At 59.4% G+C, this 19,663-nt stretch carries 17 protein-coding genes and 1 pseudogene; 3 read left to right on the top strand and 15 right to left on the bottom strand.

Annotated elements, in window-relative coordinates; genetic code table 11:
- From HNO52_RS08655 to HNO52_RS08605, 11 genes and pseudogenes are all read right to left on the bottom strand, one after another.
- A complete protein-coding gene (locus HNO52_RS08655; RefSeq protein ID WP_197568736.1) occupies positions 1 to 714 on the bottom strand; it encodes a PD-(D/E)XK nuclease family protein in 714 nt (237 codons plus the stop codon).
- 181 nt (positions 715 to 895) lie between these two features.
- Positions 896 to 1,624, bottom strand: a complete 729-nt coding sequence (locus tag HNO52_RS08650; RefSeq protein WP_197568735.1) for a hypothetical protein — start codon at positions 1,622 to 1,624, stop codon at positions 896 to 898.
- Positions 1,625 to 1,711: 87 nt separating this feature from the next.
- Positions 1,712 to 2,335 carry a DUF6680 family protein gene (locus HNO52_RS08645; RefSeq protein WP_197568734.1) on the bottom strand — a complete coding sequence of 208 codons (624 nt, stop codon included), beginning with the start codon at positions 2,333 to 2,335 and terminating at the stop codon, positions 1,712 to 1,714.
- 73 nt (positions 2,336 to 2,408) lie between these two features.
- Positions 2,409 to 2,843 (bottom strand): hypothetical protein, encoded by a 435-nt coding sequence (locus HNO52_RS08640; protein WP_197568733.1) that lies wholly within the window; start codon positions 2,841 to 2,843, stop codon positions 2,409 to 2,411.
- Positions 2,844 to 3,205: 362 nt separating this feature from the next.
- A pseudogene (locus tag HNO52_RS08635) lies at positions 3,206 to 3,466 on the bottom strand (IS91 family transposase); the annotation flags it as partial.
- A gap of 77 nt (positions 3,467 to 3,543) precedes the next feature.
- Positions 3,544 to 4,161: a DUF1294 domain-containing protein gene (locus tag HNO52_RS08630; protein WP_197568731.1), complete on the bottom strand. Its 618-nt coding sequence runs from the start codon at positions 4,159 to 4,161 to the stop codon at positions 3,544 to 3,546.
- Between the two features lie 372 nt (positions 4,162 to 4,533).
- Positions 4,534 to 6,732, bottom strand: coding sequence for a catalase/peroxidase HPI (gene katG, locus HNO52_RS08625; RefSeq protein WP_197568730.1), 2,199 nt, complete (start codon positions 6,730 to 6,732; stop codon positions 4,534 to 4,536).
- A gap of 226 nt (positions 6,733 to 6,958) precedes the next feature.
- Positions 6,959 to 7,522, bottom strand: a complete 564-nt coding sequence (gene sigZ, locus HNO52_RS08620; RefSeq protein WP_197568729.1) for an RNA polymerase sigma factor SigZ — start codon at positions 7,520 to 7,522, stop codon at positions 6,959 to 6,961.
- Positions 7,507 to 8,139, bottom strand: a complete 633-nt coding sequence (locus HNO52_RS08615; protein ID WP_197568728.1) for a DUF2703 domain-containing protein — start codon at positions 8,137 to 8,139, stop codon at positions 7,507 to 7,509. Before HNO52_RS08615 ends, sigZ begins: the two co-directional genes overlap by 16 nt.
- Positions 8,140 to 8,265: 126 nt before the next feature.
- Positions 8,266 to 8,922 carry a DUF6064 family protein gene (locus HNO52_RS08610; RefSeq protein ID WP_197568727.1) on the bottom strand — a complete coding sequence of 219 codons (657 nt, stop codon included), beginning with the start codon at positions 8,920 to 8,922 and terminating at the stop codon, positions 8,266 to 8,268.
- 374 nt (positions 8,923 to 9,296) lie between these two features.
- The gene (locus tag HNO52_RS08605) at positions 9,297 to 9,665 is read right to left on the bottom strand and encodes a group I truncated hemoglobin (protein ID WP_197568726.1); all 369 of its coding nucleotides are present in this window, start codon (positions 9,663 to 9,665) and stop codon (positions 9,297 to 9,299) included.
- Positions 9,666 to 9,766: 101 nt separating this feature from the next.
- Between HNO52_RS08605 and HNO52_RS08600 the strand changes: the two genes are divergently transcribed.
- The gene (locus HNO52_RS08600) at positions 9,767 to 11,827 is read left to right on the top strand and encodes an ATP-binding protein (protein WP_197568725.1); all 2,061 of its coding nucleotides are present in this window, start codon (positions 9,767 to 9,769) and stop codon (positions 11,825 to 11,827) included.
- A 33-nt stretch (positions 11,828 to 11,860) separates the two neighbouring features.
- On the opposite strand, the gene HNO52_RS08595 is transcribed toward HNO52_RS08600, so the two are convergent.
- The gene (locus HNO52_RS08595; protein ID WP_197568724.1) at positions 11,861 to 12,505 is read right to left on the bottom strand and encodes a TetR/AcrR family transcriptional regulator; all 645 of its coding nucleotides are present in this window, start codon (positions 12,503 to 12,505) and stop codon (positions 11,861 to 11,863) included.
- Between the two features lie 91 nt (positions 12,506 to 12,596).
- Here HNO52_RS08595 and fabF point away from each other — a divergent pair, with 91 nt between their 5' ends.
- Complete coding sequence (gene fabF, locus HNO52_RS08590) at positions 12,597 to 13,862, top strand: beta-ketoacyl-ACP synthase II (protein WP_197568723.1); 1,266 nt, start codon at positions 12,597 to 12,599, stop codon at positions 13,860 to 13,862.
- 67 nt (positions 13,863 to 13,929) lie between these two features.
- Here fabF and acuI read toward each other — a convergent pair whose 3' ends face one another.
- Complete coding sequence (gene acuI, locus HNO52_RS08585) at positions 13,930 to 14,913, bottom strand: acrylyl-CoA reductase (NADPH) (protein ID WP_197568722.1); 984 nt, start codon at positions 14,911 to 14,913, stop codon at positions 13,930 to 13,932.
- Positions 14,914 to 15,222: 309 nt separating this feature from the next.
- Between acuI and HNO52_RS08580 the strand changes: the two genes are divergently transcribed.
- Positions 15,223 to 17,670, top strand: coding sequence for a GcvT family protein (locus HNO52_RS08580; protein ID WP_197568721.1), 2,448 nt, complete (start codon positions 15,223 to 15,225; stop codon positions 17,668 to 17,670).
- 13 nt (positions 17,671 to 17,683) lie between these two features.
- On the opposite strand, the gene HNO52_RS08575 is transcribed toward HNO52_RS08580, so the two are convergent.
- Together HNO52_RS08575 and HNO52_RS08570 are read right to left on the bottom strand one after the other, a co-directional pair.
- Positions 17,684 to 18,592: a LysR family transcriptional regulator gene (locus HNO52_RS08575; protein ID WP_197568720.1), complete on the bottom strand. Its 909-nt coding sequence runs from the start codon at positions 18,590 to 18,592 to the stop codon at positions 17,684 to 17,686.
- A 122-nt stretch (positions 18,593 to 18,714) separates the two neighbouring features.
- Positions 18,715 to 19,506: an OBAP family protein gene (locus HNO52_RS08570; RefSeq protein ID WP_232090678.1), complete on the bottom strand. Its 792-nt coding sequence runs from the start codon at positions 19,504 to 19,506 to the stop codon at positions 18,715 to 18,717.
- Positions 19,507 to 19,663 lie beyond the last annotated feature (157 nt).

The raw sequence follows: 19,663 nt of genomic DNA, 5'->3' as shown, positions 1-19,663 counted from the left end.
CTAAAATGGTCGACTTCTTGCCATATTCCATATCGTGCGCCGGAGGCAGGCAAACTCTTCTACCCCCTCATCAGGCTCCTGAATCAACTCTTGCTCCAAATATCGGAGCACTGCTAACCAAGTCACCGGCTGCCAGTCCTTGTTGCGCGCAATAGACCTCGTGGTGCGTGATGTGAGTCGGTCTAACAGAAGAAAGAGAGCGTACCCCCCCTCAGTGGTCTGCCGCTGGGCGTACTGGCGATAGGCAGGGAGTTGCTGGCTTGTTATGTGGTGATCGAACTTGCACTCGATCAGTAATAAACGCCGGCTTGTTTTGTCAGTAGTCGGCCCTTCGAACCATTCGATAGCAATGTCGATTCGGCGGTCCCCGGTGCGCCGCTCGGCTGCGACTTCCAGAGTACCCGGCGTCGCGAGCAAGGGATCAAGTCTCAGCCGCTCATCCATGCGACAAGCAGCACGATAAAGCGCACGCACCAGAGCTGCGCACCTCCGCGGTCCAGCATCGGTGAACACTGTTGGTGACAGAAAGTTAACTAACGCAGAAGTGACTTGCGGTTCCGTAAGGCGAATACCCCAGTTCAGCCCTTCCACGGCGAAAGCATGTCGTCCGGAACTGACATCGCCGTATAGAGAAGCTGGAACTGTTGAGAGATACGCTGGGCCCCAGTCCGAGTCCAAGGCAGCCTGATTCAGCACCGGTAGGTGCTCAACCATGGCCCCCTCCATAACTCTATAGAGTTTTACTATCTGCTCGGCATCCCAGCTAACCGACCAATCAGGCTCCGAAATCTCCGCTAGTTGCAAACATGTAAAAATGGTCGTCTCCGTCTTCTTAACGCTTGGCTTTGCGGCGCACCGGAGCGCCAGCGCAGGCGCGTCCGACAAAAGCCACTTGTTATAAGGAATTTTTAAGGCTTGCTTCCAGCGCCTTTAATAGACCGGGCGCTGACTTCCTTACGAAATAGACTTGATCAGGTGTGACGTCCTCGCCATGTACTGCATAGTTACAAATTGATATAACTTCTTGAACACCCACAACAATGTCTTTCGGAATACCTTCAACCTGTCTTAATGTGTATAGCATTTTCCCTACAGAGACCCGCCTGGCATCCATGCCTAGTGCAACGGAGTACCTACGTAACAATTTTTCGAACGCCAGTCTGAATTCAAACATTTCCGTCTCGATAGAGCCGGAATACTTTTCTCTCAGATTTTCAGTATCTTCTGACTTTATACCCATTTTTTCCATTGCCGCTTGTATCTGCGCGGTCAGGCCTGGTATCTCCGAATCTTTGGGGGGCTCTGAGTTTGTATTGACATAGATTTGATTGCTATTTGCTGAAGAAACCTCAATTGAGGAAGTTATTTCTGTTTTTAGGATTGCAAGCTGATGATTCATATCCTTTTTCAGATCTTGTATATCTTGCTTCAACTTAACACCGAACAAATCCATTTCCTGAAATATTGGCGCAAGACAGATTCCAATCCAGATTACAAACACAATCGAATCGAAATATGTTGGTTCACCATTGATCAGATCTTCTTGCCGACCAAAAAGGAAACCCCCTATAGCCAAAACAAGAACAAACCACCAAAAAATCTTAAAATTTTCAGTATTTTTCATAAAATCTCGACTGCTGAACTCACCTTATAACGCCGGCCATCAGTTGCGCGACGCAGGATCGTCAACTGGATGGCATGGTTATACACTTCAGTCCTTAGGTTCGGCATGCTCAGAACGGACGCTTATTGCCTCTTTCCCTGACAAAACGTCCAACAAAGCCTTGCGTATTAATTTCTGCTCTGAAGCCTCATCTTCACTTACTGGGAGACTCTCGACGTCCATCTTCACGGCAGAATCCCCGTATAGCAGCCGAATCAATCCACGGCGAATCAATAGATTTTCGTTCTCTATCTGCCCATGGGCTTCCGGCGCGTAGACACCTTTCTTTACATGAACCTCATCAAATTCGTAACCGAGCGACTTACCCATTTCCATGAGAAGACTCACAAGCCGGTCGACACGCTTTTCTCCCCACTGCTGCTGCAAGGTCTCCCCGCCATCCTTTGGATAGCTTGCAAGATGATCTAGGTATGCCTTCCAAGTATCTGTGATTGGCTTGTAGCGTTTTCCCTGAAACTCTAGGTCGATCATATTTAGTGCTTGGACATGCTCAGGAGAAACATTGGCGGCCCTGGTCGCCATCAATGTCTTAAACACATTCAGCCTTCTTCCTCGCTGTTCCCTGAATACTTCAAGCCATTTCTGGACCTGAACCGCTGCTATGGGTGCAAGCAATATGGCTACTATTGTCAGTATGTCATTCAAACTCACTTTGATCCCCTATACTCTCTTGCACCCTAGTCTCAGGTATGGCCTGTATAACGACGAAGCTGAGCTGCAGGCGTTAGCCCGTCGGCTCCAGCGCCTGGTTAGGCTCCAGTTCAATACCAACAGCGGCCAGCCGTGCAAAGGGATTTCCCTCGCCGAACACCCACCCGCCCGGCATCGTGACCTTGTGCGAAAGGTTGAGGCGCGCGGCTTCCTCCTCGGTGATGTGCACGATCCATAGGTACTGAAGCAGGCACTCCTTAACATCCACTACCGTCGCCCCAGCATCAAACATTTTCAGGCACTCGTCACGGAGAAGAGCCCGAGGGACAACATGCTCACGGTACTTTACGCCGGCGATCGATCGCCCCTTAAGGACCAGGGAGTCATGCAACAGCGGCACTTCGAAGAGCCGGGTGTCCATTCCGGAGCCTTCTTCCCAGTGATCGTGGATTAACTGGGCTAGCCGAAGCATCCGACGCTCGCGAATCTGGTTCTTCGTGTACTGCAAACTATCGCCTCGCTGTAAGTTCTTCCGATGCCCAACCGTTCAGCATTTATTCGCCGTGCGCAGCATGGCGAATAAATGCCTGTTGGACTAAGCCGCCCGTCAAGCTGCTGCGCCGCTTCTATAGGGTATTGTATTGACCGCTGCGTTGTCTGGGCAGAGAGATCGCTCGGGCGCAGTGCCCTGGTGACGTGTGTGAACCGTGTTCGTGATCATTTTGCCCGTCTTTCCTGACCCAGCTCATCCCAACGTAACGCGCCGACTGGCCAAAAGCCATTACCAGGACGCGTGCCGCCACGACCCGCCAGCGGGCCGGATCGTCGAGTCCGTTGTCTGGCCAACTCCGTTATGTGTCTGGCGTTACCTCATGCTCGATAGCGTTGTCCCCTGTGGTTGGGTGACCGGCCGAGGATGGGTCGCTGGGGCGTAAGCGCCCCGATGACTCGCAGCGTCGGTCGCCGACAATGCGGGCAGGTGTAGGTCGGCTCCTTGTCGTTAGCGGCCATATTGGTATCCGGTGCCGTCTCAGTCACCGCCAGCGCTTGGCGGATCTGTGCCAGGCGTCGTCGCCGGCAGTGATTGGCCAGAAAGCCGTAGTGACGCACCCGCATCAGCCCCTTGGGCATGGAACCAATATACTGTATGCGTATCGACTAATAGATAGGAAGGCAGCTGAATGCATGACGCGCCACAGCCCTAATCACTATTCACCGAACCCCAAACCAGCCCAAACGCTCGCAACCTCACCTGAGTAGTTCAACCACCCAACCACCCCACAATTCACCACCACCCCGCACCAAAAAACCGCCTGAAACGTCTGCTTCCTGGTTTTGTGCCGAAACATTCGCTGCGCTATCAGTGCACCGGGCCAGCCACCGATCAAGCCGACGAAGAGCAGCGTGGTTTCTGGTGTGCGCCTTCTGCCCTTCCCTGCTGCGGCTTTGTCGATGCCGTACATGGCGAATGTGATCATGCTCAGCAGCGCGTATGCCGCTGCCAGCGGCATTGGTACGTGCCCTAGAGCGCTCAGGGCTGCCAGGAGTGCGAAGAACGCAGCGACTATGGCGCATGCCAACATCAGCCCTCTGGAGCGTGGGGATGCGTGACGCGCCGCTTTCAGGTAGCCCACCTTCTGGGCTTTCGGTCTGTTCTGGCTGTCTTGCGTCAGGTGATAGGTAATCGGCTCATTGACCGTTGGGCGGCGCCCACTGCGGGGAAAGGCGCTGATATGGACGAACACGCGAGGGCCGCCTGTAGCTGGCGTGATGAAGCCGAAGCCCTTTTCGTCGTTCCACTCGGTGAGATTGCCTTCATGGCGCATGGGTTATCTCTTCTGAATCAAACAATTGTCAGAGAATACCATGCGCAATCGAATCGGTTTTGAATCCAATAGGTTGCTGAAGAATGTAAATAGGACTGATTTCTTCTTGCGGGGAAGTTGGGGAATCGGGGCACGCTACCGCCCCTGCTGGCAGAATGGATGATAATGAGCATCATCCTTAGTTCGGCAGTCCCTGCGTATTCCTGATTATCTAGCCGTCTACTGCGGCTTTTTACGTACCGTAACCAACAGAAACGTTGAGGGCAACGCCAACGAAAGCATTAGGTGGAATTAAGAACCCCGAAGGCGGGATTACCACCTTCGGGGTCGGTTTTTTGAGCCAGGTCCGCGTTACTGCTGCGGACCTGTCGTTCAGCGGTGCAGGTCGAAGCGGTCGTTCTCCATGACCTTGACCCAGCCTTTGACGAAGCGGTCGACCATGCGCTCTTCACCGCCGTTGGCGGCGTACTCCTCGGCGATGGCGCGTAGCTGGGAGTTGGAGCCGTACACGAGGTCGACGCGGGTGGCGGTCCACTTCTTCTCGCCCGTCTTGCGGTTGCGACCTTCGAAGCGCTCTTCGCTGTCGTCGAGGGGCTCCCACACGGTGCCCATGTCGACGAGGTTGACGAAGAAGTCGTTGGTCAGATGGCCGGGGCGGTCGGTGAGGATGCCGTCGTTGCTGTCACCCACGTTGACGCCGATGGCGCGCATGCCGCCTAGCAGCGCGGTCATCTGCGGTACGCTGAGGTTGAGCATGAAGGCGCGGTCGACCATGAGGTGCTCGGCCGGGATGGAGGTCACCTGGGGCTGCATGTAGTTGCGGAAGGCGTCGTGCCTCGGCTCCAGGTAGGCGGTCGTATCCACCTCGGTCATCTCCTGGGTGGCGTCGGTACGGCCCGGGGTGAACGGCACGGTGACGTTGTGCCCGGCCGCCTTGGCCGCCATCTCGACCCCGACGCTACCGCCCAGCACGATCATGTCCGCCAGCGAGATGTTGGCGTCCGAGTCATTCTTGATCTGCTCGAGCCGGTCGATCACGTCGAATACGCCGGAGCGCAGGTTGATGTCCCAGCCGGTTTGCGGCTCGAGACGGATGCGCGCGCCGTTGGCGCCGCCGCGGTGGTCGGTCTGGCGGTAGGTACTGGCCGAGGCCCAGGCGGTGCCCACCAGCTGCATGGCGGTGAGGCCGGAGTCGGCGATCTGCTGCTTTAGCGTGGCAATCTGCTGGTCGTTGACCAGCGGCCCTTGGTGCTCGGGTACCGGGTCCTGCCACACGAGTACTTCGCTTGGCACCTGCGGGCCGAGGTAGCGGTCGCGCGGGCCCATGTCACGATGCAGCAGCTTGTACCAGGCACGGGCGAACTCGTCGGCGAGCACGTCCGGGTTCTGGTGAAACTCGTTGGCGATCTCGAGGTAGAGGGGGTCGGTGATCATCGCCATGTCGGCGGTGTTCATCACCGGCGGGTTCTTCTTGCCTTCGACGTGGGCGTCGGGCACCCAGTAGCCCTCCTTGACCTCGACCGGCTGCCACTGGTTGGCGCCGGCGGGCGACTTCTTCACCTCCCACTGGTGGGCGAAGATGGTGTTGAGGTAGGAGTTGTCCCACTTGGTCGGCGTCGGAGTCCAGGCGCCTTCGAGGCCCGAGGTCACGGTGTACTCGCCGAGGCCGGTCTCGTGCTTGTTGGCCCAGCCGATGCCCTGCTGGTGGATCTTCGCGGCTTCGGGCGCGTCGCCCACGGCGTCGGCCGGCCCGTTGCCGTGCATCTTGCCGAAGGTGTGACCTCCCACGGTCAGCGCGACGGTCTCGCGGTCGTTCATGCCCATGCGGGCGAATGTCTCGCGTACGTCCTGAGCGGACTTCATCGCGTCGGGTATGCCGTTGGGGCCTTCCGGATTGACGTAGATCAGCCCCATCTGCACCGCGGCGAGCGGGTTGTCGAGCACGCGGCTGCCGTCTTCCCAGGTGCCGGTATAGCGTTCGTCGCCCGTGGCGAGCCACTCGGTCTCGGGGCCCCAGTAAATGTCATCCTCGGGTGCCCAGATATCGGCGCGGCCGAAGCCGAAGCCGAAGGTGCGAAAGCCCATGGTCTCCAGCGCACGGTTGCCAGCGAGGACCAGCAGATCGGCCCAGGAGATCTTCTCGCCGTACTTCTGCTTGATCGGCCACAGCAGCCGGCGGGCCTTGTCCAGGTTGCCGTTGTCGGGCCAGCTGTTGAGCGGCGCGAAGCGCTGGGCGCCGGTGCCGCCGCCACCGCGGCCGTCGAGCGCGCGGTAGGTGCCCGCCGCGTGCCACGACATGCGAATGAAGAACGGGCCGTAGTGGCCCCAGTCGGCGGGCCACCACTCCTGCGAGTCGGTCATCAGCGCATCGAGATCGGCGCAGAGCTCATCGACGTTTAGCTGCGAGAACGCCTCGGCATAGCTGAAGTCGGCACCGAACGGGCTGGCGTCGGGGTGCTTCTGGTGCAATACGTTGAGGTTGAGCTGGTCGGGCCACCAGTGTTCGTTGCCCTGCAAACTGGGCGTGGTGCGTGCCCCCCACTCCCGGCGTGTAGACTTTTGTTCAGACACGGTCTTCTCCTCGACTGGATGGTGGCCTACAGGGCATTTGAGACGGTAACGCCGCATCGCCTCATTTTTTGTCGTACCTATAAGCCGTCAGATATCAGTGAAGGATTCAGGACCGAAGCCGTCAAGGAGTTGGCTGGCTTTCGCCTCGATAGGGGTTGGCTATGAGAGATTGGTCCGTGGTTTTTTCAGGGGGAATAGAACTTTCCGGAGAATAACGTGCCTTGTGCTAGTGACATTGGCACTTATCATTAAGGTCGTAGTTCAACACCTCTCCTCGCTGGTTCATTTCGACCCGGCAACAGTGCAACAGCGCTTCGCGCAGCAAGCTGCGGCCGCGCTGTACACGGGACTTGGCCGCTGAGATCGACAGCCCCTTTTGCGATGCATACTGCTTCTGAGTCAGGCCGGTCTCCGTGGTGGTGAGCAGCGCTTCCCGGTACTTTTCCGGCAGCTTGCCCATTAGCGGGCGCAGGCACAGGGCCAGCTCCGCTTCCGCTCGCTCATCTGCCTCCGCCTGCTCCTCCAGCTCCGCCGGCAGCGGTTCGAGCGGCCTGTGCGCCCGATAGTGATCCGCCAGTGCATTGCGGGTGATCTGGTAGAGCCATGCGCGCAGCCGGGAGCCGTCCCTCAGCTCATCGCGGTGGGAGAACGCCTTGATGAGGACGTCGTGCACGATATCCTCCGCCACGCTTTCGTCCGCCACTCGCTTGCTCACGAAGCGCAGGAGTTCGGTACGAAACGCCTGCCACAGCAGGCGCTGGTCTTGTTCGTCGTTTACCGACACCCGCATGAATTCTCTTCCACGGATGGGCCACAGCATTCGGCCTTGGCCTGTGGCTGGCAGCAAGTGGACTGCTCGCTTTCGTCGCAGCGCGGCTGCGATGCACTGCCCTGCCCGGCCGCCTTACCGGCGAAGAAGCGCCGTAGGTTGTCCGGCACCCCCTCATACGCAACCGGTGCCGTCTCTGTGGAACGCTGACCCGCCAAGACACGGAGCAGCGATTCGACCACCAACCCAACGGGGGCTTCGGTGTATTCCTCGCCACGGTAGTGCCATATTCGGCAACTCGTGCCCTCATCCGACCCGCTGAGTGTCGTACAGGAGTCGCAGCGGCTCTCCCGAGTTTCGAATGCCAGGTCGATGCCGTTTACCCGAACGGTAGGCGAGGAAATAAACCGGTGCCGAGCAGCCTGTGCTTCTGAATCGATGATTATCCTGGTGACGTTCAGCCTGGTTCCGACCGCCTCGGCCGCGGGGCGCACGATCTCGATAGCTTTTTCAATATTCTCAAGGGTACCGGCGCATCGCGTACAGCTCGTAAGGTCGAGGGCCAACAGTTCGATGTCGATATCGGAGGGCGTGGGGCTCATTTCCGACGACACGGCTGTTCTTATCTTCTGCTGCATGGCGTGTTCCTCATGAAAAGGGTTCCTCGCTCCTTGCGAGGCTTTCACAACAGGAGACGGGCCAGGCGGCAGAAGGACGCAAAAATTCTGCACGATAACCACCTTGTTCCGTCAGGGAACGGCATGTCAGTCACCATGAGGCTTCGCCGTCTCGTGGTGCGGCATGCCACTACGCATCATCAGGTACACGCCCATCAGCCCTGCTCCAATGAGGGAGAGATCCTGCCCCACTCCTAGAAAGAAGGCGGCCTGGGCTCCGATGGCGCTCCAAATGACCGGTACCAGGAGGGGCCAGCGCGGATAGGGTGGAACCAGGAACGCCAATACCCCCAAAGTGTACAGTGTAGTTGGGCAAGGCAGCCCGAACGTCGGCATGTGAGGGTAAGTATGGCCAGCCAGCCACGACCAGGCCGGATAAACCACCAGCGCGAAGCCGGCTAGCGCTGCGCCGACCCAGGCACGTGCATTGCCACGCCACTCGAAGCGGAGCCGATGTCGTACCAGCCCTTCCCAGACAAAGACTGCCGCACCGGCGAGCGATAAGGCGGCAAAGGCATACGCTAACGGATTGATGTGTGTGAAGAAAACAAGGTGATAGGCAATGGCCAGCCATGCCCATAATGCGGCCAATATACCGGCGACCACCCCGTGACTCCAACGGCGCGGCCTGATAATCAGCACTATGCCGACCAGGGCCAGGCCGATCAGTACGAGCGGCGCCGGCCAGACCGCATCGTGGTAGGCCCCGAACACCCCGAAGAACTGCTCCACGGTAAACGGCATGGCATGCCTCTCGGCGACGTGTGCCGTACGATTTATAGCTTAGTCGGGCGGCTGGGTTTGAGTTCGCTTTGATAGCCAGGCATGGATCAAGCCGGCCTGGAAGAACGGCACCGGAAGCTCAAAGCCACCAGCCTCGATGATCGACGCAACCTGGGCTGTGGGGGTACGTTCGCTATCGCAAGTGAGGAAAACATAGTTTAGCGGAACTTCCCCCTCCGGTAGCGGTGTGGTGGTGGGGTAAACCGGTATCGACCGGCGTAAGCTGGCCGATACCGGTTGAGTGAGGAAAGCGGTTGCTTGAGGAAAGCCACACCTAGCCCGCCGGTGGCCTGCATTGACCACGGGTGGGCAACGGCCAAATGGCATGGCTTCGCTCATTGGTGGATGATTTCCCCCTTGAGTGAATAGGCAATGCCCAGCACTTCGTCGCAGACCGGGCGCGGATACTCCATTTCGTTCATGGCCTGCATGATGTCGTCCACCACGGCCACATACTCCGCCGCGCTTACGTTCATGCCCGTGTGGGTCTCGATCATCGAGCGTCCGGTGTACTCCACGGGCCCGCCGGTGCCGGCCGCGATGAACTCCTTCACCTTGAGGCTGGCCCGGTCCAGCGCCTCTTGGTCGAGTGCTTGGTAGCGTGGGCCGGCGACGTCGTTCTGCAGGTGAAGTTCGACGATGCGATCGCAGAGCTTGTCAATACCGCCTCGACCGCCGAGTCTGTCATAAAGGGTTTCGTTCATGTCGAAATGCTCCTTTCAGGGATGCGGTTTCGGGTAGGTGCCATGGCACCTACCTACAAGGCGTAACAATCCTTGTTACAACCACAACAGAGGCAACTGCGATGACGAAATCAGAACTGTCGTCGATTCGCACCGCCCTCGACGCTGGCGACTTCGCCCGGGCACACAAACTGCTCGCCGGGCTTTCGATGCCGCCTTCAGCCGAGCTGTTGGCGCTACGGGCCCAGGCCGCTTACGGCACGGGCGACCTGGAAGGCACGCTGGCCGCGTATGGTGAGCTCTATCACCTGCACCTTGAAGCGAGCCGCCTCCACGAGGCTGCTTTCGCCGCTGTCATGGTCGGCATGTACTTGATGATGGATACGGGGCTGATGGCCACGGTACGCGCGTGGCTGTCGCGGGCGGAACGCCTGGTAGCAGATGCACCGGACAACCCGGTATGGACGTGGCTTGCCGCCGTGCGTACCTACGAGCGCCTGATGTGCGGTGATATGCCGGGTACGGCGCAATGGGCGCAACGGGCCATGGACGGAGGGCAGAGACACGGCCTTGCCTCACCATCGATCATCGGGCAGGTGGCCATGGCGAGGGTCCGCATTCATGACGGTGATCTGGATGAAGGGCTGAGTGCGCTGGACGACGTTGCCGTGGAGCTGAGCTCCGGTCATCTCGACCCTCTCACCACCGGGCAGATGTGGTGCGAGGTGATCTGCGCGATGCAGTGGATCGGCCAACACGATCGCGCCGAGGAGTGGACCGAGGCGATGGAACGCTGGCGCCATGGGGCGGCGTTCGGCGGCCTTAACGGCCGCTGCCGGGTGCACCGCGCGGAGATCATGCGCCTGCGCGGCCCTTGCGACGCCGCCGAGCAGGAGGCGTTGCTGGCCTGCGAAGAGCTGCGCCCGTGGATGCGGCGGGAATACGGTTGGCCGCTGACCGAGCTCGGTAACGCGCGGCTGCGCAAGGGCGATTTCCCGGGTGCCGAAGAGGCGTTTCTCGCGGCGCACCAGAACGCCTGGCTTCCTCAACCGGGACTGGCGATGCTGCGATTGGCCCAGGGCCGAGTCGAAGAAGCCTTCTCGATGATCAACAGCGCACTCGACCATCCGTTCGATATCCCGTCGAAGGAGCGCCCACCTTCTGGAGGCTTGCAGCGGGCTCCCCTGCGTGATGCCCAGGTGGTCATCGCGCTGGCAGCCGGAGACGCCGACACGGCGCGCACCGCCGCTGCCGATCTCGCTGAGATTGCCCAGATGTACCGGAGCCGCACGTTGCAGAACTCGGCGCTCGCCGCGCAGGGGCGTCTGGCGCTGTTCGACGGACAGGAAAGCGATGCGATCCGTCTTCTGAGCGAGGCCGTCATGGAATGGGTCTCGCTGCGTATGCCGTTCGAGGCGGCGCAGCTGCGCGTCGAGCTGGCCGTGGCACACCGCGCGGCGGGCGACGCCAAAACGGCCGAACTGGAGATCGAGGCGGCATGCCGAGCGTTCGAGAGCCTCAACGCCAAACCCTGGGCGGAACTGGCTCGCGAGCACTTACCCGTCAAACCCTCGCGGCAAGCTGCCGATTCTGAACGCTGCGTCTTTTGTTGCGAGGGGGAAATGCGCACGGTGACCTTCGGCGGTGCTACCGTTCGCCTGAAGGATCTCAAGGGTATGCGCTACCTGGAGCGCCTACTGGCAGAGCCCGGTCGGGAATTTCACGTTCTCGACTTGGTGGCAGTGGAGCGTGGGGCGCTCCCTGTCGGCGTCACTTCGGATGGCATCGGGATGGCTGCTCATACCGGATTGGACCAGTCGGGGCTGGAAGTCTTCGACTCGAAGGCCCGTGAAGCCTACCGACAGCGGCTCGCCGAGACCGAAGAGGACATTGCCGAGGCCGAGGCAAACAATGACTTTCACCGCGCTGAGCTTGCGCGTGCCGATCGTCAGTTTCTGATTGACGAGCTTCGGCGCGGCGTCGGCTTGAACGGCCGGGCCCGAACCGTCGGTGACGGTCTGGAGCGCGCTCGCACCAGCGCCACACGGTCACTGCGCTACGCCCTCAAGCGAATCAGTCATCATCATTCGAGCCTCGGCGAGCACCTGGCGCGCACGATCCGCACCGGTAGCTATTTCGCCTACGAGCCCGACCCTCGCGCGCCGGTCCACTGGACGACCTGACAGCTCCCCAACGGAAATGTCTCAGCTCCCAACCTATCCGACTTCGCCCAGCATGTATTCCAGCTCGCTTTCTTCAACGCCGAGCATCTGCAGGATGTTGCGCTGAGCGGCGTTGAGAATGTGCTGGCGCTCCTGTTCGCCGGGCAGGCTCTTGGCGATGGCGACGGCGCCGACCAGCGAGGCGAGAATGGCGCGGGACTTGTCGGCGATGACCTCGCGGTCGGGTTCGAAGGGCAGTTTCTTCAGGCGGCTGAGGGCGATGAGGCGGGTTTCCAGCATCTTCTTCATGCGCAGGTAGGAGGCTTCGAACAGGGTGCGGATCTCGGCGTTCTCGTTGCCGATCTCGTTGAACAGCACCGTCTCGGGCCCCGGCTTGTGCTTGCGCTCCAGCTCCTGAAGGTTCCAGCAGTTGGCGACCAGCTCCGTCAGGTGCTTCACTGAAAGGGGCCCCTTGACCAGCCGTGCCGCGCGGCTGCTCTCCAGGGTTTCTCGCACCGAGGCGTGATAGAGCGCTTCCTTCGAGGAGAAGTGTGCATAGAAGGCGCCGTGGGTCATCTTGGCCAGCTTCATGATCTGGCCGATGGAGACCTTTTCGAAGCCCTTGCGGCTGAACAGCTCGATAGCCGACTTGAGGATACGCTCTCGAGATTTGGCCTTGTGGTTCGTCGAGTAGGGCATGGCGACTTCACACTCCCACGCTGAATATTACCTTGATCATATCAAGCTTGGTGTTAGCGTGGCATAACACCAAGCTGTTCAGGAAATTACCATGCAATCACCGCTCGTCATCACCGGCATGGGCATGATCAGCCCGCTCGGCTGCGGCGTCAAGGCAAGCTGGGATCGCCTTCTCGCCGGCCGCTCCGGCATCTCTGCGATCGCCCGCTTCGATACCGGCGATCTACCGATCAAGGTCGCGGGTTCGGTTCCTGGCATCGAGGACGACCCGGAAGCCGGCCTCGACCCGGACCGGGTGCTGGATGCCAAGGAACGGCGCAAGATGGAGCTGTTCAGCCTGTACGCCATGGCCGCCGCCGAAGAGGCGCTGGCCCAGGCCAACTGGTTCCCCGAAAGCGATGCGGATCGGCTGGCCACGGCCACCATCGTGGGGTCCGGCATCGGCGGCTTCCCCACCATCACCCAGGCCCAGAACACCCTCTCGACGCGCGGTCACCGCCGGCTCTCCCCTTTCACCGTGCCGGCCTTCCTGGCCAACCTGGCCGCGGGCAACGTATCGATTCGCTACGGCTTCCGCGGGCCGATCGGCTGCCCGGTCACGGCCTGTGCGGCCGGCGTGCAGGCCATCGGAGACGGCATGCGCATGATCCGTAGCGGCGAAGCTGAGGTGGCGCTGGTGGGCGGTGCCGAGGCCTGTATCGATCCGCTCTCGCTGGCCAGTTTCCACGCCATGAAGGCGCTCTCTACCGAACAGGACGACCCTGCCAAGGCGTCGCGGCCTTTCGACCAGGCGCGCAACGGCTTCGTCATGGGTGAGGGTGCGGGGCTGCTGGTGATCGAAACCCTGGCCCACGCCGAGGCACGCGGGGCAACGCCGCTGGCCATTCTCAGCGGCTACGGCACCAGCGCCGATGCCCACCACATCACTGCCGGCCCGGAAGACGGTGCCGGGGCCGCGGCGGCCATTCGGGCGGCGCTGCGGATGGCGGGACTCTCTCCCGAGGCGATCGATCATATCAATGCCCATGCTACCTCGACGCCGGTCGGCGACCGCGCCGAGGTCGCTTCCCTGCGCAACGCCTTCGGCGACGCTCTCGGCGGCATCCCGATCTCTGCGACCAAGTCGGCTACCGGCCACCTGCTGGGTGCCGCCGGCGGCGTGGAGAGCATCTTCTCCGCCCTGGCAGTGATGCACGACCGCCTGCCCCCGACGTTGAACCTGGAGAACCACGACGAGGACCTGCACGACCTGGATATCGTCTCGGGCTCGGCACGCGAGCACGCGACCCAGCACGTGCTGTGCAACGGCTTCGGTTTTGGTGGGGTAAATGCGGCGCTGATCGTGAGCAAGGTGTAGGGATTCGTTCTGCGCTGACTTTTCAGCGGAGTTCAAGCGCCGGGTGAGCCCGGCGCATCCCTGCATGTCACTTCGCCAGGTCCACTACGAGTCGTCCACGGACACGACCCGCCAACAGGTCGTCGGCCTTTTCGATAACCTCATCCAAGGTAATTGTCTGGGTAATGGCATCCAGGTGCTCGGGGGTAAGCAGTTCACCGAGCCGGCGCCAGGCCTCGACGCGATCGGCTCGTGGCCGCATCACGCTCTCGATGCCGGCCAAGGTCACGCCTCGTAGTATGAAGGGGGCGACGCTGGAAGGCAGGTCCATGCCTTGCGCCAGCCCGCAGGCGGCAACGGTCCCGCCATAGCGTGTCGTCGCCAGCACGTTGGCGAGTGTATGGCTACCCACCGAGTCGATAGCTCCCGCCCAGCGCTCCTTCCCCAGCGGACGCCCTGGCGCAGAGAGTTCTTCGCGGTCGATGATTGTCTGGGCACCAAGCGCCTGAAGATAGCCCGCCTCCTCCCGGCGTCCCGTGGAAGCCGCCACCTCATACCCCAGCCGGGCGAGCAGCGCCACGGCATAACTCCCCACGCCACCGCTGGCACCGGTGACCAGCACTTCGCCCTGTTCCGGCGTGACCCCATGACGCTCCAGCATCATCACCGATAGCATGGCGGTGTAGCCGGCAGTGCCAATGGCCATGGATTGCTGGAAGTTGAAATCCGAGGGATGAGGTATCAGCCAGCGCCCCTCCAAACGGGCCAGCTCGGCCAAGCCTCCCCAGTGCGTTTCCCCGACACCCCAGCCGTTGAGCAACACGGCATCACCCGGACGAAACTCATCGGAGTCAGAATGCTCGACCGTTCCTGCAAGGTCGATCCCTGGAACCATGGGAAAACGACGCACTACCGGCCCCTTGCCGGTGATTGCCAGCGCGTCCTTGTAATTGAGGGTACTGCAGGCGACCCGTACCGTGACGTCGCCTTCCGGCAACCGGTCCTCATCCAGGGTCTCCACGCCCACACGCTGCCCATCATCCTGCTTGTCGATCAGAATTGCCTTGAACATAATGCACCTCATAAAAGTTCAATCATCTATAGTGTTGTCCGAAAATGCCCGGCTAGCGAAGCCACCCTTTAATATATGTGTTAATGAACGCATCCATAGCTGCCGAGATGCGCATCGCCACGCTTACAGTGCCTGCTCGACGGCAAGATCGGCAAGATCGGCAAGATCGGCAAGATCGGCAAGATCGGCAAGATCGGCAAGTCTGACGAATAAGCTCAGCTTATCAATCGACCAAAGATAAATCGTTGGCTTCCGCCTGGCTCGCTACCTAGCATCAGAACAAAGGACAATAGCCGGGGTATACTGACCATGAGCCAGACAGTGCCGAGCTCGGCCCGCGTCGTGATCGTTGGCGGTGGAGTGATAGGCTGCAGCGTGGCCTACCACCTGACCAAGCTGGGAATCCGTGACGTCGTATTACTGGAGCGCAACACTCTGACCTGCGGTACCACCTGGCATGCCGCCGGGCTGGTGCCAACTCTCAGAGCTACTTACCGGATGAGCATGCTGGCGCGCTATAGCGCCGACCTGTATGAGCGTTTGCGCGATGAAACCCAGCAAGACACGGGCTTTGTGCGCAACGGCTCCCTGAGTGTTGCCACTCATCAGGAGCGCTTCACCGAACTCAAGCGCGGTGCCTCGATGGCCAAGCTATGCGGTTTCCCTTGCGAGGTCGTAGACCCGCAAAGGGCGGGTGAACTGTGGCCGCTAATGGATACCGACGATATCGTCGGTGGTATTTACCTGCCGCTCGACGGCATCGTGAATCCGGTCGATGTCACCCAGGCCTTGGCAAAAGGAGCTCGCAAGGGTGGCGCCAGAATCATCGAGAACACCAAGGTTCTCGAGATCAAGGTCAAACAGGGAAAGGCCGCCGGCGTGATCACGCATGCCGGTGATATTGAAGCGGAATACGTCGTCAACTGCGCCGGCATGTGGGCTCGCCACCTCGGCAGAACCTCGGGAGTCAACATCCCCCTTCATGCTGCCGAGCATTACTACGTCGTCACCGAGAAAATGCCTGACCTAGCGGCTCAGCTGCCCACCCTGAGGGATCTCGATAACTGCAACTACTTCAAGACCGAAGCCGGCAAGTTGCTGATTGGCACCTTCGAGCCGAATGCCAAGCCATGGGGGCACGACGGAATACCCGCGCATTTCAGTTTCGATGAGCTGCCGCCAGACCTCGACCACCTGGAGCCCTACCTAGAGGCTGCCATGCGCCGCGTTCCTGCCCTCGCTAAGACCGGCCTTCAGGTGATCTTCAACGGCCCGGAGAGCTTCACGCCGGATGACCGATACCACCTTGGCGAAACCCCGGAACTGCGCAATTACTTCGTCGCCGCCGGGTTCAATTCGGTCGGCATTCAGTCTGCGGGAGGGGCCGGCAAGGTGCTCGCCGAATGGATCAGCAAGGGCCATGCCCCGATGGACCTGTGGGACGTAGATATTCGTCGCAACTTGCCGTTCCAGGGAAATGCCACCTACCTCTACGACAGGACCACCGAAGGGCTGGGCCTGCTGTACGCCATGCATTGGCCGTTCCGCCAATTCGAAACGGCACGCAATGTTCGAAAAAGCATCCTGCATGACCGCCTGGCGGCTGCCAACGCCTGCTTCGGTGAAGTGGCGGGCTGGGAGCGGGCCAATTTTTTCGCTCCCGAGGGTGAAAAAGCGGAGTATCGGTACAGCTGGGGCAAGCAGAACTGGTTCGAGTGGTCGGCGGCAGAGCATACAGCCGTGCGCGAGAAAGTCGGACTGTTCGATCAGAGCTCCTTTACCAAGCTCCTGATGCAGGGCCGCGACGCGGTAACGGTACTCAACCGTATCTGCAGCAACAACATAGACGTTAGCCCAGGGCGCATCGTCTATACACAATGGCTGAACGAGCGAGGCGGCATCGAAGCCGACCTGACGGTCACTCGGCTCACCCAGGAGGCTTTTCTGGTCGTCTCCGGTGCGCCGACCCAGACGCGTGATCTCGACTGGCTGCAGCGCAACACCCCCGAGGACGCGAGGGTCGTGGTGACCGACATGACCTCATCGATGGCCGTGCTCGGTGTGATGGGCCCTGCTTCACGCGAGCTGCTGCAACGATTGACCGGTGAAGACCTCTCCAACCAGGGCTTCCCTTTTGGCACGTCGCGGGAGATCGAGCTCGGCTATGCCCGGGTGCGTGCTTCGCGTATCACCTATGTCGGCGAATTGGGCTGGGAATTGTACATTCCGACCGAATTCGCCCCGGATGTTTTCGATCGCATCATGGCCGCCGGCAGCCCCTTCAATCTCAAGCTATGCGGCTACCATGCGCTCAACTCGCTGCGTATCGAGAAGGGTTATCGACACTTCGGGCATGATGTCACCGAGGAGGACACGCCGCTTGAAGCGGGACTCTCCTTCGCTTCGGACTTCGACAAGCCGGGCGGCTTCATCGGCCGTGAAGCGTTGCTCCGACAGAAAGAAAAAGGTGTCACGAAGCGAATGGTGCTGTTCCGGTTCCTCGATCCGGAAGCCACCAGTTTCCATGAGGAGCCCATCTACCGCAACGGCTCGATCGTGGGACGTACCACGTCGGGTATGTATGGTCATTACATAGGTGCCAATATTGCCATGGGCTATGTCGAAAACCCCGCGGGTATCACGAAACAATGGATCGATAGCGGAGAATACGAGATAGAAATCGCCATGCATCGGTACAAGGTCGAGGCAAGCCTGCGTGCGTTCCACGATCCCGGCATGCAGAGGGTAAAGTGTTGATCCGAGCCGTGTGCTAATCAAGCTCCTCCAGCAACCAATCGTGGAATGCTTGGGCGACGCCGGAGAGTGGCCTATCATGCAGCTTGATGAGGAAATAGCTTGCCTGGCATTCAATGCTTTCTCGGAAGGGCGATATAAGAAACTTATGCAAGTACGAGCCTTGAACCAGCTCATCATTGAGCAAGCAGACGCCCACGTTTTCTATCGCCATGCTGGCGGCAATGGTATAGCTGTCAACGTAGAATTGGTGGCTACCATCGGCGACCCCTGGCGAGTATTGCGAGAGCCAATCGCTCCAGCCATTGGGAGTACCGAGGACATCGATAAGCGGCAGGTCGAGCACATTTTCGGTATCGCGCAAGTGATTGGCCAGCGTGGCCGAGCAATAAGGACGAATCTCCTTCGACAGCAGGCACTTGGCTTGGAAAGAGGGCCAGTTTCCTGAGCCATAGCGGATTTCGAGTTCGGCGCTGCTTGGTGGCGCTTCCGCTTCCCAGTTCATCCCGAAGATGCGCACCGAGATGCGAGGGTAGAGCTTGGTAAACCGCTCCAGTCGAGGCGCAAGCCAGAACTGGGCGAAGGTATTGTTGACACTGAGTTCCAGCGTCCCCTGGGCTTCGGAGTTGAAGATACTGTTCAGCCCTTGGTCCATGTGTCGAAGCCCTTCGCGCACCACTCCAAGATAGGCACGTCCCGCCACGGTCAGTTGGATCGAGCGTGTCTGCCTTTCGAAAAGCTGCCTACCCAACTTGTTCTCGAGCAGTTTGATCTGTTGACTGACGGCTGACTGGCTCATGTTCAGCTCATGAGCGGCTTGTGAGAAGCTCAGGTGTCGCCCCACCGCCTCGAAGGTTTTCAGCCAATTGAGCTGGAGATTTTGCAAGGGCATAGCTGCGCAAATATCTGCTTGTCGATGCAGCACCTATACCCTTTCCGTGAGGAAGTCGCAAATTCGCAAGCTGCCGATCCCTGATAGCAAGTAGTCGCGCCCATTGGTCCTGGCCCGGACAAAGGTATCCCTGGGTAGGCACAAGCCGGGGTGTCTTAATTTGTAGGCTTTGCCTCGACACCAGGGATGGGCTGTGTTGGTCTCGGAAACTCGTCTTTCAGGGAATCGACGCCAACCTGTGGCTTAGCCAGAGGCACGAGATCTTGCCGCGCTCTGCGCCGCTCCTCGGTATCAATGCCCATACGTTCGTCTCGTGCCTCGATCAGGCCTGGATTCGCCTCACCATCACGGTTAAACGACCAAGCCAAGGATGGCTCTCCAAGAGGCAATGACTCTTCTGTCGTACCGCCGCCCTTCGCCGTATCCCAAGTATGCCAAGTATGCCAAGTTTTACCATAGCTATTTATCTTGCTTTCCATAAGCTCATGCTCGGCGATTTCAGGCAGATTAGGAGCCACCAACTGACCGGAAATAATTTCTCCATTATGCGGGTGCCAATACTGCTTCTCCTCTTCTGGCAGACGCTCGAAAAGTTCTTCTGAAATAATGTACTCAATGCCGTTCAATTTCGCATCTTCAGAGTTACCGTCGTAAAGAGCGCATTGCAAGAAGTCTTCGTTGACCTGATCACAAAAATGATGGGCTTCAAACTGATGCAAAGGCTCCTTTTTTAGTGGATGAAAACCTACCAGGTAAACCTCAAGCCGGGATGGCGGCGCATCTGTTTGCATTACTTTTGCCCCGGCCTCTAGTAGGCTGGCCTTAGTACTCTCTGGATCACCAGGAACCTCGGTCGTTGAATGCGCTTCACCCATGCCTGTGCAACCCGTCAGCGCAAGCATAGACACGGCCAAAGCTCCGTAATGGTAATGACGAAGTGCCGACATGCCCTCTCCTGTTATTTGGATATAACTTAATGCCACATGAGAAGAATAGCCCAACAACTCTTTTACAAGGTTAAATAGTTAAAAATAATGATACAGAAAATATCTTACGCCCCAACAATGTAACAGTCGTTTCCAAAAACTGGGCTTCTAATGGGGT

Origin of the sequence: Halomonas sp. MCCC 1A13316 (assembly GCF_014931605.1) — a bacterium.
GTDB lineage: Bacteria > Pseudomonadota > Gammaproteobacteria > Pseudomonadales > Halomonadaceae > Halomonas.
Note: the sequence above shows the minus strand (reverse complement) of the source record. Positions and strands in the feature narration are given on the sequence as shown.